Consider the following 14,309-nt stretch of genomic DNA (forward strand, 5'->3'; position numbering starts at 1 on the left):
ATTGTGATTACTGGGCTTTTTCGGCGGCCAGTTCTTCCAGATCGATGTAGCGGTTGCCGATGCGCGGGTGCAGGCGGCCACCGTCGGCGCACCCGAGCACCACGACGATTTCGTCGGCACGCGGCGCGTCTTCGATCTGCATTTCCAGAGTGATGTAGTGCGAGCGCTGGCCTTCGTCGTCCTTGTGCATCATCGGGATCTGAATCGAAGTGCCCGGGCCGCCGCGCTTGTTGGTGAAGCTCAGGTAGCTCTTGGCCTTGACCGCCTCGCGGTAGTGATTACCGAAGCGCAGGGTATGGATCACCGCCGAGGCGTGTTCGATCTCACCGTCGGCGCCGACCACTGCCGCTTTGCCGTACGCCTCGATCTTCTCGGCGCCGCCGATGATGCCCACCAGACGCTCGACCATCATGGCGCCGAGGTCGGAGCAGTTGGCGCGGATCTGCGGTTTCAGATCCTCGACGAAACCGTTGCCGACCCACGGGTTCTTCATCACCACGGCCAGCCCGACCATGGTCACCGGCTTGTCAGTGGCCTTGCCGCCTTCGATGAAGGTTTCTTCGACATAGCTGACGATCTTGCGAATTTCGAAACTCATGAGCTGCTCCGTAGGGGGATTGAGAGTGTCTGTGCGTCTGATGGTATACCATAATACCGATCGTGCAAGTCCCCCACGCAAGATTTGCCGGATCCATCCGGCGAATGGCGGTGTATTCATCTGCCACCACAATTCCCCCAAACACCATTAACCCTTGTGGGAGCGAGCCTGCTCGCGAATGCGGTGGGTCAGCCGATGAAGATGGCGACTGCAAGGGCATCTTCGCGAGCAGGCTCGCTCCCACAGGGAAATTCATTCGTTACAGGGGCCGCTTTCGGTTAACAAAAGATAACGTGGCGCCGATTGTCAGACGTTTCCAAAGCCCGATAGGATGAGCCAGCTTCCCAAGGCGCTCTGGACTGCGGGTTTCACGGCTATGCTTGTGACCTGTCAGTCACCACGAGCACCCTTGCGGCGCCCTAAGGCCCAATGGCCTAACAATAATAAATAGGGGAAGGTCTATGAGTCGTTGCCGCCCGCCGGCGTTTCGCAACACCGCGTTGCTGGCCACAGCCCTCACACTGCTGGGCTGTGCTGCCTTGTCGGCACCCGTGCTGGCCGCCGAAGCGCCCGCCGACGGGGTGTATTCCACCGAATCGGCCAAAGCCGCCAAAAGCCTGATACTCGATGTAGTCCACGCCGGCACCCGGTTGGTGGCGGTGGGTGATCGCGGGCACATTCTCTATTCCGATGACCAGGGCAAGACCTGGACCCAGGCCAAGGTGCCGACCCGGCAACTGCTGACGGCGGTGTATTTCGTCGACGACAAGCACGGCTGGGCGGTCGGTCACGACGCGCAGATTCTCGCCAGCGAAGACGGCGGCCTGACCTGGAGCAAACAGTTCGAAGACCTCAAGCGCGAAGCACCGCTGCTCGACGTCTGGTTCCAGGACGTTAATCACGGTGTTGCGGTCGGTGCTTACGGTGCGCTGCTGGAAACCACAGACGGCGGCAAGAACTGGCAAGACGTCAGCGACCGCCTCGACAATCAGGATCAGTTCCACCTCAACGCCATCGCCGCCGTCAAGGACGCCGGGCTGTTCATCGTCGGCGAGCAGGGCAGCATGTTCCGCTCCCCGGACTGGGGGCAGACCTGGGAGAAAATCCAGGGCCCGTATCAAGGCTCGCTGTTCGGCGTGATCGGCACCGCGCAGGCGCAGACTCTGTTGGCCTACGGCCTGCGCGGCAACCTCTACCGCTCCAGCGATTTCGGCAGCACCTGGCAGCAGGTCGAACTCAAGGCCGCGCGCGGTGCGCTGGAGTTCGGTCTGTCCGGCGCCACGCTGCTCGCGGATGGCTCGATTGTGATCGTCGGCAACGGCGGCTCGGTGATCAGCAGCAGCGACAACGGCGAAACCTTCAGCGTGTTCAACCGCCCGGACCGCATCTCGCTGTCCTCGGTCACTGCGGCCGGCGACGGCAATCTGATTCTGACCGGGCAGGGCGGCGTGCACACCACGCAGCCCAACGGCGCCGAAATCAATAATAAGAAGGCGGGGCTATGACTTCCTTGAGCACTCATCATCAGGACAAAGCGACGTTCCTCGAACGTCTGATTTTCAACAACCGCCCGGCCGTGATCCTGATCTGCCTGGTGGTCAGCATCTTCCTGTTCTGGCAGGCCACGCTGATCCGGCCGTCCACCAGTTTCGAAAAAATGATCCCGCTCAAGCATCCGTTCATCGAGAAGATGATGGAGCATCGCAACGATCTGGCGAACCTGGGCAACACCGTGCGTATTTCGGTGGAAGCCAAGGACGGCGACATCTTCTCCAAGGAGTACATGGAGACGCTGCGGCAGATCAACGACGAGGTGTTCTACATCTCCGGCGTCGACCGCTCCGGCCTCAAGTCGCTGTGGAGTCCGAGCGTACGCTGGACCGAAGTGACCGAGGAAGGTTTTGCCGGCGGTGAAGTGATTCCGCAGAGCTACGACGGCTCGCCGGACAGCCTCGACATGCTGCGCAACAACGTCCTCAAGTCGGGCCAGGTCGGGCGTCTGGTGTCCAACGACTTCAAATCGAGCATCGTCGACATCCCGCTGCTGGAGTCCTACCCGGACCCGCAGGATCAGGGCAAGCTGCTGGCGCTGGACTACCGCCAGTTCTCCCATGAACTCGAAGACAAGATCCGCAACAAGTTCGAAGCGCAGAACCCCAACGTCAAGATCCACATCGTCGGTTTCGCCAAGAAGGTCGGTGACCTGATCGACGGGCTGGTGATGGTGGTGATGTTCTTCGGCATCGCTTTCGTCATCACCTTGATCCTGCTGCTGTGGTTCACCAACTGCCTGCGCAGTACCGTGGCGGTGTTGAGCACCACACTGGTGGCGGTGGTCTGGCAGCTCGGGCTGATGCACTTCTTCGGTTTCGGGCTGGATCCGTACTCGATGCTGGTGCCGTTCCTGATCTTCGCCATCGGCATTTCCCACGGCGTGCAGAAGATCAACGGGATCGCCCTGCAATCGAGTGAAGCGGACAACGCTCTGACCGCGGCGCGGCGTACCTTCCGGCAACTGTTCCTGCCGGGGATGATCGCGATTCTCGCCGACGCCGTCGGCTTCATCACTCTGCTGATCATCGACATCGGCGTGATCCGCGAACTCGCAATTGGCGCCTCCATCGGCGTGGCGGTGATCGTGTTCACCAACCTGATCCTGCTGCCGGTAGCGATTTCCTATGTCGGCATCAGCAAGCGCGCCATCGCCAAGAGCAAGAAGGACGCGAATCGCGAACATCCGTTCTGGCGCTTCCTGTCGAACTTCGCCAGCCCGAAAGTCGCACCGATCTCCATCGCTTTGGCGCTGATCGCCTTCGGCGGCGGCCTCTGGTACAGCCAGAACCTGAAAATCGGCGACCTCGACCAGGGTGCACCGGAGCTGCGTCCGGACTCGCGCTACAACAAGGACAACAACTTCATCATCAACAACTACTCCACCAGTTCCGACGTGCTGGTGGTGATGGTCAAGACCGCCACCGAAGGTTGCTCGCGCTACGAAGCGATGGCGCCGATCGACGAGCTGATGTGGAAGATGCAGAACACCGAGGGCGTGCAGTCGGCAATCTCGCTGGTGACCGTGTCCAAGCAGATGATCAAGGGCATGAACGAGGGCAACCTGAAATGGGAAACCCTGTCGCGCAATCCGGACGTGCTGAACAACTCGATCGCCCGCGCCGACGGCCTGTACAACAACAGCTGTTCGCTGGCGCCGGTGTTGATCTTCCTCAACGACCACAAGGCCGAAACCCTCGACCGTGCGGTACACGCGGTGCAGGAATTCGCCAAGGCCAACAACAAGGACGGTCTTGAATTCATCCTCGCCGCCGGTAACGCCGGGATCGAAGCGGCCACCAATGAAGTGATCAAACAGGCCGAGCTGACCATCCTGATCCTGGTGTACATCTGCGTCGCGGTGATGTGCATGATCACCTTCCGTTCATGGGCGGCGACGCTGTGCATCGTCCTGCCGCTGGTGCTGACCTCGGTGCTGGGCAACGCGCTGATGGCGTTCATGGGCATCGGCGTCAAGGTCGCGACCCTGCCGGTGGTGGCGCTGGGCGTGGGCATCGGCGTCGACTACGGCATCTACATCTACAGCCGTCTGGAGAGTTTCCTGCGCGCCGGTCTGCCGTTGCAGGAAGCCTATTACCAGACCCTGAAATCCACCGGCAAAGCGGTGCTGTTCACCGGTCTGTGCCTGGCGATTGGCGTGTGCACCTGGATCTTCTCGGCGATCAAGTTCCAGGCCGACATGGGCCTGATGCTGACCTTCATGCTGCTGTGGAACATGTTCGGTGCGCTGTGGCTGCTGCCGGCGCTGGCGAAGTTCCTGATCAAACCGGAGAAGCTGGCGGGGCAGAAGGGCAATTCGTTGTTCGCCCACTGATCCGGATGCCTGAAACGACGAAGCCGCAACCTTAGGGTTGCGGCTTTTTCATGCCTTGAACTTCACGCTGAACCCCTGTGGGAGCGGGCTTGCTCGCGAATGCGGTGTGTCAGATAAGTTTGTGCCGACTGACACACCGCATTCGCGAGCAAGCCCGCTCCCACAGGGGATTTGTGGTGTGTCAGGAGAGCTCGGTGCCTAGCACAACACTCAGCGCACTGCGCGCATCATCCAGCTGCACCAGCGTTGCATGCCTTGCACCCAGCGCATCACGGTTCTCGATCGCCGTAAGAATCGCCTTGTGCCGCGGCAACGCCAGTTCATGCAGATTCGGCCGTTGATTCGAATGCTTCAACGCCTCGGCAATCGCCACCGAAAGCATGTTGCACAGGTTCGCCAGCAGATCGTTGTGGGTCGCGTCAGCGATGCGGCTGTGGAAGTCCAGGTCCGGTTGCAGCAAGGCTTCCGGCGTCGGCGCTGATTCCATGCGTTGATAGGCCTCGCCGATGGCGGCGATGTCGGCCTCGGTCGCATGCTGGGCGGCGAGGGCGGCAGCGGCCGGTTCGATGATGCTGCGCACACTGGTCAGCACATTGAAGAATTCATTCTGCGGACTGCTTTGCATCAGCCAGTGCAGCACGTCCGGGTCGAGCATGTGCCATTCGCGACGGGCCTTGACCACCGTGCCGACGCGCGGTTTTGAATACACCAGCCCCTTGGCCACCAGCACCCGCGTGGCTTCGCGCAACACCGGCCGGCTCACCGCGTATTCCTCGCACAACAGCGCTTCGGCGGGCAGTTTGTCGTCGGGCAAAAAACGTCCGGAGACGATCTGCATGCCCAGTTCCTGGACAATGCGCGAGTGCATGCTTTTACGGTCGGAAGGTTTGCGGTAATCCATGGGGAACGGCGCGATCCTGAGCGATGGAGATGCCGCGCATCATAGCAGGCACGGCGCATTCTTGAGGTGGATACACAAAGCAAATGTGGGAGCTGGCTTGCCAGCGATGGTGGGGTGTCAGTCAACATAAATGTCAGCTGGCAGACCGTAATCGCTGGCAAGCCAGCTCCCACAGGGGCGACGGTGTCAGTGAGAATGACGCGGGACTTCCGCCCCTCGGCAACCCACCAGGAAGTCGAAGTCACAGCCCTGATCCGCCTGCAGCACATGGTCGATGTACAGCTGACGATAGCCGCCGACCAGTAGCTGCTGCGGTGGTTGCAGATCCGCCATGCGCGCCGCCAGTTCGGCATCCGGAATATCCAGATGCAAACGCCCGCTGGCGCAATCCAGCTCGATCCAGTCGCCTTCCTGCACCACCGCCAACGGCCCGCCGGCTGCCGCTTCCGGGGCGACGTGCAACACCACCGTGCCGTACGCGGTGCCGCTCATTCGCGCATCAGAAATGCGCACCATATCGGTCACGCCTTGAGCCAGCAGCTTGGCCGGCAAGCCCATGTTGCCGACCTCGGCCATGCCCGGATAACCCTTCGGCCCGCAGTTCTTCATCACCAGAATCGAATCTTTATCGACATCCAGTTCCGGATCATTGATCCGCGCCTTGTACATGTCGAAGTTCTCGAACACCACCGCACGACCGCGATGTTGCATCAGCTCAGGTGTGGCGGCGGACGGCTTGAGCACCGCACCGAGCGGCGCCAAATTGCCGCGCAGCACGCAGATGCCACCGTCAGCGCGGATTGGATTGTCGAGGGTGCGGATCACTTCGTCCTCGCCGTAGATCGGCGCGTCTTTGGTGTTCTCGCCCAGCGATTTACCGTTGACGGTCAGCGCATTGGGATTGGGGATCAGATTGGCTTCGCCGAGACGCCGCAGCACCGCCGGCAAGCCACCGGCGTAGTAAAACTCTTCCATCAGGAAACGCCCGGACGGTTGCAGATCGACGATGGTCGGCATGCCGCGCCCGATGCGGGTCCAGTCGTCCAGATCCAGCTCGACGCCGATGCGACCGGCGATGGCTTTCAAGTGGATCACCGCGTTGGTCGAACCGCCAATAGCCGCGTTGACCCGAATGGCGTTTTCAAAAGCTTCCTTGGTCAGGATCTTCGACAGGCGCAAGTCTTCGCGCACCATCTCCACCGCGCGCATGCCGGACATGTGCGCCAGCACATAACGCCGTGCATCCACCGCCGGAATCGCTGCGTTGTGCGGCAGGGACGTGCCCAGTGCTTCGGCCATGCAGGCCATGGTCGACGCGGTGCCCATAGTGTTACAGGTGCCCGCCGAGCGCGACATGCCGCCCTCGGCCGCGAGGAAGTCGTCAATGGTGATAGTGCCGGCCTTGACCTGCTCGCTGAGCTGCCAGACCACCGTGCCGGAGCCGATGTCCTTGCCCTTGTGCTTGCCGTTGAGCATCGGCCCGCCGGTGACGACGATCGCCGGCACATCGCAACTGGCCGCGCCCATCAGCAGCGCCGGAGTGGTCTTGTCGCAACCGGTCAGCAGCACCACGCCGTCAATCGGGTTGCCGCGAATCGCTTCTTCGACGTCCATGCTCGCCAGGTTGCGGGTGAGCATGGCGGTCGGGCGCAGGTTCGACTCGCCATTGGAGAACACCGGGAATTCCACCGGAAAGCCACCGGCCTCGATCACCCCGCGTTTGACGTGCTCCGCGATCTGGCGGAAATGCGCGTTGCACGGGGTCAGTTCCGACCAGGTGTTGCAGATGCCGATGATCGGCTTGCCGTGGAACTGGTGGTCGGCGATGCCCTGATTCTTCATCCAGCTGCGGTACATGAAGCCGTTCTTGTCGGCAGTGCCAAACCATTGGGCCGAGCGCAGGGTGGGTTTCTTCTCAGACATGATCGATTCTCTTATTGTAAGACTATTGTTTGCGAGTCACGGCTAAACATAAGCGCAAAATCGCCGCTTTGGAAGTGTTGTTGGGTAATTAGTATTACTATATAGTCGTTTTCGACGGAGGGATTGGCCCTGGCGGTTTTCCGCGAGAGGCGTCCCCCGAGGTTCTATAAAAACAACAATCGGAGACCGATCCCATGAGCCAGGAACTGCGGCTTGTCCGGCGCATCACGCTGAAACTGATTCCCTTCCTGATCCTGCTGTACCTGATCGCCTATGTGGATCGCTCCGCCGTTGGCTTCGCCAAGCTGCACATGGGCGCCGACATCGGCATCGGTGACGCGGCCTATGGCCTCGGTGCCGGGCTGTTTTTCATTGGCTACTTTCTTCTCGAAATCCCCAGCAACCTGATGCTCGAACGCTTCGGTGCGCGGCGCTGGTTTGCGCGGATCATGATCACCTGGGGCGCATTCACCATCGGCATGGCGTTCGTCCAGGGCCCGCACAGTTTCTACGTGATGCGCTTTCTGCTCGGCGCGGCGGAGGCGGGGTTCTTCCCCGGCGTTCTCTACTACATCACCCAATGGTTCCCGGTGCGCCATCGCGGCAAGATCCTCGGCCTGTTCATCCTCTCCCAACCCATCGCGATGATGATCACCGGCCCGGTGTCCGGCGGCTTGCTGGGCATGGACGGCATCCTCGGCCTGCACGGCTGGCAGTGGCTGTTCATCGTCATCGGCACGCCGGCGATCCTCCTCACCTGGCCGGTACTGCGCTGGCTGCCCGACGGCCCGCAGAACGTGAAGTGGATGGATCAGGCCGAGAAAGACTGGCTGACCGGCGAACTGAAAAAGGATTTGCAGGAATACGGCCAGACCCGTCACGGCAACCCGCTGCATGCACTCAAGGACAAACGCGTGCTGCTGCTGGCGCTGTTCTACCTGCCGGTGACCCTGAGTATTTATGGCCTCGGCCTGTGGCTGCCGACGCTGATCAAACAGTTCGGTGGCAGCGATCTGGTGACCGGTTTTGTCTCGGCGGTGCCGTACATCTTTGGCATCGTCGGTCTGCTGATCGTGCCGCGCAGCTCCGACCGCATGAATGATCGCTACGGCCATCTGGCGGTGCTCTATGTACTGGGTGCGCTGGGCCTGTTCTTCAGCGCGTGGCTGACCCTGCCGGTGGCGCAACTGGCGGCGCTGTGCCTGGTGGCGTTCGCGCTGTTTTCCTGCACCGCGGTGTTCTGGACCTTGCCCGGGCGGTTCTTTGCCGGTGCGAGTGCGGCGGCGGGGATCGCGCTGATCAACTCGGTGGGCAACCTCGGTGGCTACATCGGGCCGTTCGTGATCGGCGCGCTGAAGGAGTACACCGGGAATCTGGCTTCGGGGCTGTATTTCCTCAGTGGGGTGATGGTGTTCGGTTTGATTCTTACCGGAATCGTCTACCGCGTGCTTGAGCGCAAACACGTGCTACCGGTCGAGCAGTTCGCCGCCAGTGCACGCGGTGCCACCCGAACCTGATATCAAACGAACCATCACCGCAAACCCTGTGGGAGCTGGCTTGCCAGCGATGGCGGCGGTACATCCAACATAGTGGTGTCAGACAGATTGCTATCGCTGGCAAGCCAGCTCCCACAGGGTTTTGCAGTGTTTCGAAGTTTTGTTTACAGGAGAAATTTATGCATCTGGTTCAATTCGAATTGATTAACGGCGAGCGCCGCGTCGGCGTGGTCGACAACGGGCTGATCCGCGAAGTGCAGGACGCCCGCAGCGTACGCGATCTCGCGTTGGCCGCGATTGAGGCCGGCAGCACCCTGGAGCAGCAAGTACAAACCCATGGCCTGGGCATCAGTCATGACTATGCGCAGTTGCTCAAAGACCGGCGCATCCTGCCGCCGCTGGATCACCCGGATCCGGCGCACCTGCTGGTCAGCGGCACCGGCCTCACGCACCTGGGCAGCGCCTCGGCGCGGGACAAGATGCACCAGCAGGCCGGTGACGAAGCGCAAATGACCGACACCATGCGCATCTTCAAGTGGGGCGTGGAGGGCGGCAAACCGGCGGCGGGGCAGGCGGGCGTGCAGCCGGAATGGTTCTACAAGGGCGACGGCAGCATCGTCGTGCGTCCGGGCGAAGCGTTCCCGTTGCCACCGTTTGCCGAGGATGCCGGCGAGGAACCGGAAATGGCCGGGCTCTACGTCATCGGCCACGACGGCAAACCGTATCGCCTCGGTTTCGCGGTGGGCAACGAGTTCTCCGATCACGTCATGGAGCGCAAGAACTACCTGTACCTGGCCCACTCGAAACTGCGCAGTTGCAGCTACGGCCCGGAACTGCGCACCGGTGAATTGCCGCAGCATCTGGCCGGCAGCAGCCGCATCCTGCGTGACGGCGAAGTGCTGTGGCAAAACGAATTTCTCAGCGGCGAGGCAAACATGTGCCACAGCCTCGCCAACCTCGAATACCACCACTTCAAATACCGCCAGTTCCTGCGTCCTGGCGACGTGCACATCCACTTTTTCGGCACCGCGACCCTGTCGTTCGCCGATGGCATCCGCACCCAACCGGGCGACCAGTTTGAAATCAGCCAGGCCGAATTCGGCGCACCGCTGGTCAACGGCATAGCCCCGGCAGCAGCGGCTTTTCAACCGGACAGCATCGGCACCCTTTAAGGAGCTCCCATGACTCAGATTCTCGGTCACAACTACATTGGCGGACAGCGCAGCGCAGCGGGCAATGTGAAACTGCAAAGCGTCGACGCGACTACTGGCGAACAGCTGCCGTACGATTTCATTCAAGCGACTGAAGCCGAAGTCGATGCTGCCGCCAAAGCCGCCGCCGCAGCGTACCCCGCTTATCGCAGCCTCAGCGCCGAACGCCGCGCGCAATTTCTCGACGCGATTGCCGATGAACTGGATGCCTTGGGTGATGAGTTCGTCGCGCTGGTCTGCCGCGAAACCGCGCTGCCTGCGGGGCGGATTCAGGGCGAGCGCGGGCGCACCAGCGGCCAGATGCGCCTGTTCGCCAAAGTCCTGCGGCGCGGAGATTTCTACGGCGCGCGAATCGATTTGCCATTGCCGGATCGCCAGCCGTTGCCGCGCCCGGATCTGCGCCAATACCGCATCGGTCTCGGCCCGGTGGCCGTGTTCGGTGCGAGCAACTTTCCGTTGGCGTTCTCCACGGCCGGTGGCGATACCGCAGCGGCGCTGGCCGCCGGCTGCCCGGTGGTGTTCAAGGCCCACAGCGGCCACATGGCAACCGCTGAACTTGTTGCCGATGCACTGATTCGTGCCGCCGAAAAAACCGCGATGCCGGCAGGCGTTTTCAACATGATCTACGGCGGTGGCGTTGGCGAATGGCTGGTCAAGCATCCGGCGATCCAGGCAGTGGGTTTTACCGGTTCGCTCAAGGGCGGTCGGGCACTCTGCGACATGGCAGCGGCGCGGCCGCAACCGATCCCGGTGTTCGCCGAGATGTCGAGCATCAATCCGGTGATCGTTCTGCCTCAAGCCTTGGCTGAACGCTCGGAAACCATTGCTCGCGACCTGACCGCTTCGGTGGTGCAGGGCTGCGGCCAGTTTTGCACCAATCCGGGTTTGGTCATTGGTATTCGCTCGCCGCAGTTCAGCGCCTTCGTCCAGCAAGTCGCCGGGCTGATTGGCGACCAACCGGCGCAGACCATGCTCAACGCCGGCACCCTCGGCAGTTATGGCAAAGGCTTGCAGAAGCTCTTGGCGCATTCCGGGATCGAGCACTTGGCGGGCCAGCCGCAGCAGGGTAATCAGGCGCAGCCGCAATTGTTCAAGGCCGATGCCAGCCTGTTGATCAACGGCGATGAAGTGCTGCAGGAAGAAGTGTTCGGCCCGACCACGGTGATCGTCGAAGTGGCCGATAAGGCGCAACTGAGCGCGGCATTGCACGGCCTGCACGGGCAACTGACGGCGACCATTATCGGCGAGCAGGCCGACTTCGAACGCTTCCCGGAACTGACGCCGCTGCTCGAACAGAAAGTCGGACGGATCCTGCTCAATGGCTATCCGACGGGTGTGGAAGTGTGTGATTCGATGGTGCATGGCGGGCCGTATCCGGCGACATCGGATGCGCGCGGCACCTCGGTGGGGACGCTGGCGATCGATCGCTTCCTGCGCCCGGTGTGTTTCCAAAACTACCCCGACAGCTTGCTGCCGGAACCGCTGAAGAATGGCAACCCGTTGCGCATTCAGCGGCTGGTGGATGGCAAGCCCTCGCGCGACGCCTTCTAACCCACACCGCAAATCCCCTGTAGGAGTGAGCCTGCTCGCGATAGCGGTTTCACATTCGACATCTTGGTTGGATGACACACCGCCATCGCGAGCAGGCTCACTCCTACAAGGGCCGGGCACGACAATGAGCTATCATTGGCCCTTTCCCCCCTAAGAAAGACTGTTTGCCATGACTGCCCAAACCCTTCTCAACGCCCTCGAACACTGCGGCATGGTCGAAATCGATGGCTTGCATGCCTTCGAATTCGCCCTCGACGAAGACGACAACCTGCACATCGAATGTATCGATGGCCGCACGGCCAAGCATTGGGAGTTCACCCCGGCGCAGGTTACGGCGGCGACGTTTGACGAAGATCTGCAGAGCTGGCTGATCATTGGCTACGCCAGCGACACCAAGACCACCGGCGAGCACCGTTTGGTCTGCCTCGGTGATGTAGTCAGCAGCAGCGATGACGAGGAAGATGATCAATGAACATGCGTAAATTCTGGCCACTGCTGATGGCCGGCAGCGTCGGTGCGATGGGCCTGTCCAGTGCCAGCGCCGAGACCTATCAATTGCTGGTCGGCTCCTACACCGCCGGCACCAGCCAGGGCATCTATCGAATGAATTTCGATAGCGCCACCGGCCAGATCGCCGCCAAGCCGCTGCAAGTGGTGAAGAGCGAAAACCCGTCGTGGCTGACCCTGTCCAAAGACCAGAAGCAACTGTTCGTGGTCAACGAAAACGGCCCCGGCCAGAAAGATCCGGTCGGCCGCGTCAGCAGCTACTCGATCGATCCGAAGACCCACGCCCTGACCCTGATCAATCAAGTGCAGAGCCTGGGCAACGAGCCGACCCATTCGAGCCTCAGCGGCGATGCCAGCCATCTGTTCGTCAGCAACTATTCGGTGGTCGAAGATCCGGGTGGCACCCTCGCGGTGTTGCCGGTCGGTGCTGACGGCAAGCTCAAACCCGTGGTGCAGATGAGTGCGCACCCGGCGAGCCGGGTCAATCCCGAGCGTCAGGCCTCGAACCACGTGCACTCGACGGTGTCCTCACCGGATGGTCACTACGTGTTCTCCAACGACCTCGGGGCGGACAAGGTTTTCATCTACCAATTCGACCCGAAGGCCAACCCGGACCTGCCACTGACCCCGGCGAAAACCGCTTCGGTGAGCCTGCCGGCCGGCAGCGGCCCGCGTCATCTGCTGTTCAGTGCCGACGGCAAGCATGCCTGGCTGACCATGGAAATGAGCGCACAGGTCGCGGTGTTCGACTACCACGACGGCGTGCTGACGCAGACGCAACTGGTCGATCTGGCCGCCGGTCAGCCGACCTCGGACAAAGCCGCCGCGGCGCTGCATGCCTCGGCCGATGGCAAGTTCCTCTACGTCAGCAACCGTGGCACCGCCAATCAACTGCTGGTGTTCAGCATGGATCCGGCGACCGGTCAGCTCAAAGAGCTGCAAAAGCGTTCGGTAGAAGGCGATCACCCGCGTGAGTTCAGCCTTGATCCGAGTGGCAAGTTTCTGCTGATCGCCAACCAGAAGAGCAACGAAATTGTCGTCGTCGAGCGCGATGCCAAGACCGGTCTGCTCGGCAAAACCGTGCAAAAACTGCCGATGGACGCCCCCAGCGATCTGAAGTTTCTAGTGCGACAATAAGCCACAGGCCCCGGTATTCGGGGCCTGTCTCGTTGTATTAATCGCGCTGATATCCGGTAATGCTACAAAGCATTTCAAGCGATCAACCCTCGAGCGTTAAGTTTGCTTCACGGCCCAACCGGGCAAGCAAGCCAACCAAACACGAGGGTTACCGCCATGAACTTCAATCTCTTCTCCGTTATCGCCGCTTCCGCCATCTCTGCCACCGTTGCATTGCCAGCCAGTGCCAACGCTGAAATCAGCAGCAAAAAATCCCACACCCAGAGCTATACCCAGAAATATCTGCAACAGAGCGCCAACTTCTACGCCGCGCTGGATCACAAAGCCCAACACTGAAATGCCCGCTTCGAACAATTCCCTGTAGGAGCTGCCGAAGGCTGCGATCTTTTGATCTTGTTTTTAAAAAGCAAAATCAACAGATCGCAGCCTTCGGCAGCTCCTACACGTGTGCGTGTGTTTTTCGCAGCCTGATAGGTTTCTTGAACCGCGCAAATAGACCGGCTAAATAATCAACCAAGCTGATGTTTACTATGGCAAACCCTGAGTGGTTACCGCGGCTTTTTTGATCGATCCTGACGGCACTGAAACATGCCCACGGAGAACATCATGGCCAGTTCAATCATTACTTCAGCCAAGCGCGGCGCCTACCTGGCCATCGGTCTTTACCTGGCATTGGTGCTGTTCGTCAGCATCGCCGCGCAAACCCAACACAGCTTCGACGCACCGATCCAGGTCGCACACCCCGGCATCCAGTTCGAACACCGCGCAGACGTGCTGGTTGATCGCGCTGAACTCGCAGGAGTGGGCGGCGCATGAAAGGCTACAGACTCTGGGTCATCGCCGGACTGGCACTGATGACCAATGGCGCCGCGTTACTTGGCTTCGGCCAAGGCTCGGTGGGTGCGCTGGCGCGGGCCATAGAGGCCAATCACAGCATTGCGCACAATATCGAAAGGGCGAACTCGCAGGGGTTGCTGGCCGGTAATCCGCCGATCAAGGCTGAGGTCGATTTTCTTGGGCCGTTTGAAGTGGATTGCATGGCACTAGGCATGTGCAACGCCTTGGCTTAGACAACCCGATCATTGTGGTGAGGGGATTC

13 protein-coding genes are annotated in these 14,309 nt (G+C 60.9%); 10 read left to right on the forward strand and 3 right to left on the reverse strand.

Annotation, left to right across the window (positions count from 1 at the left end; all coding sequences use genetic code 11):
• Positions 1-7: 7 nt before the first annotated feature.
• Complete coding sequence (locus QRN61_RS11895) at positions 8-598, reverse strand: amino acid synthesis family protein (protein ID WP_025111640.1); 591 nt, start codon at positions 596-598, stop codon at positions 8-10.
• A gap of 461 nt (positions 599-1,059) precedes the next feature.
• Between QRN61_RS11895 and QRN61_RS11900 the strand changes: the two genes are divergently transcribed.
• Together QRN61_RS11900 and QRN61_RS11905 are read left to right on the forward strand one after the other, a co-directional pair.
• Positions 1,060-2,103 carry a WD40/YVTN/BNR-like repeat-containing protein gene (locus tag QRN61_RS11900; RefSeq protein ID WP_027613078.1) on the forward strand — a complete coding sequence of 348 codons (1,044 nt, stop codon included), beginning with the start codon at positions 1,060-1,062 and terminating at the stop codon, positions 2,101-2,103.
• The gene (locus tag QRN61_RS11905; RefSeq protein WP_285373848.1) at positions 2,100-4,484 is read left to right on the forward strand and encodes an efflux RND transporter permease subunit; all 2,385 of its coding nucleotides are present in this window, start codon (positions 2,100-2,102) and stop codon (positions 4,482-4,484) included. The genes QRN61_RS11900 and QRN61_RS11905 overlap by 4 nt, the downstream gene beginning before the upstream one ends.
• 181 nt (positions 4,485-4,665) lie before the next feature.
• Here QRN61_RS11905 and QRN61_RS11910 read toward each other — a convergent pair whose 3' ends face one another.
• On the reverse strand, positions 4,666-5,385 hold the full coding sequence (locus tag QRN61_RS11910) for a FadR/GntR family transcriptional regulator (protein ID WP_027613080.1): 720 nt from the start codon (positions 5,383-5,385) through the stop codon (positions 4,666-4,668).
• Positions 5,386-5,571: 186 nt separating this feature from the next.
• On the reverse strand, positions 5,572-7,308 hold the full coding sequence (locus tag QRN61_RS11915; protein ID WP_027613081.1) for an IlvD/Edd family dehydratase: 1,737 nt from the start codon (positions 7,306-7,308) through the stop codon (positions 5,572-5,574).
• A 194-nt stretch (positions 7,309-7,502) separates the two neighbouring features.
• Here QRN61_RS11915 and QRN61_RS11920 point away from each other — a divergent pair, with 194 nt between their 5' ends.
• The 8 genes from QRN61_RS11920 to QRN61_RS11955 all read left to right on the forward strand — a co-directional run bounded on the left by QRN61_RS11920 (position 7,503) and on the right by QRN61_RS11955 (position 14,280).
• Positions 7,503-8,825 (forward strand): MFS transporter, encoded by a 1,323-nt coding sequence (locus QRN61_RS11920; RefSeq protein ID WP_285373849.1) that lies wholly within the window; start codon positions 7,503-7,505, stop codon positions 8,823-8,825.
• 158 nt (positions 8,826-8,983) lie between these two features.
• Positions 8,984-9,976, forward strand: a complete 993-nt coding sequence (gene araD1, locus QRN61_RS11925) for an AraD1 family protein (protein WP_285373850.1) — start codon at positions 8,984-8,986, stop codon at positions 9,974-9,976.
• Between the two features lie 9 nt (positions 9,977-9,985).
• Positions 9,986-11,566: an aldehyde dehydrogenase (NADP(+)) gene (locus QRN61_RS11930; protein WP_285373851.1), complete on the forward strand. Its 1,581-nt coding sequence runs from the start codon at positions 9,986-9,988 to the stop codon at positions 11,564-11,566.
• Between the two features lie 169 nt (positions 11,567-11,735).
• Positions 11,736-12,038 (forward strand): DUF5629 family protein, encoded by a 303-nt coding sequence (locus QRN61_RS11935; protein WP_027613084.1) that lies wholly within the window; start codon positions 11,736-11,738, stop codon positions 12,036-12,038.
• Complete coding sequence (locus tag QRN61_RS11940; RefSeq protein ID WP_285373852.1) at positions 12,035-13,210, forward strand: lactonase family protein; 1,176 nt, start codon at positions 12,035-12,037, stop codon at positions 13,208-13,210. Before QRN61_RS11935 ends, QRN61_RS11940 begins: the two co-directional genes overlap by 4 nt.
• A gap of 156 nt (positions 13,211-13,366) precedes the next feature.
• Positions 13,367-13,546, forward strand: coding sequence for a hypothetical protein (locus tag QRN61_RS11945; protein WP_096797266.1), 180 nt, complete (start codon positions 13,367-13,369; stop codon positions 13,544-13,546).
• Positions 13,547-13,816: 270 nt separating this feature from the next.
• Positions 13,817-14,026, forward strand: a complete 210-nt coding sequence (locus QRN61_RS11950; protein WP_027613086.1) for a hypothetical protein — start codon at positions 13,817-13,819, stop codon at positions 14,024-14,026.
• Entirely contained in the window at positions 14,023-14,280 is a 258-nt protein-coding gene (locus QRN61_RS11955; RefSeq protein WP_047598405.1) for a hypothetical protein, read from the forward strand. The genes QRN61_RS11950 and QRN61_RS11955 overlap by 4 nt, the downstream gene beginning before the upstream one ends.
• The last annotated feature ends 29 nt before the right edge of the window (positions 14,281-14,309 follow it).

The sequence above is a fragment of the Pseudomonas sp. lyk4-TYG-107 genome (assembly GCF_030209055.1).
Lineage (GTDB): Bacteria > Pseudomonadota > Gammaproteobacteria > Pseudomonadales > Pseudomonadaceae > Aquipseudomonas > Aquipseudomonas putida_A.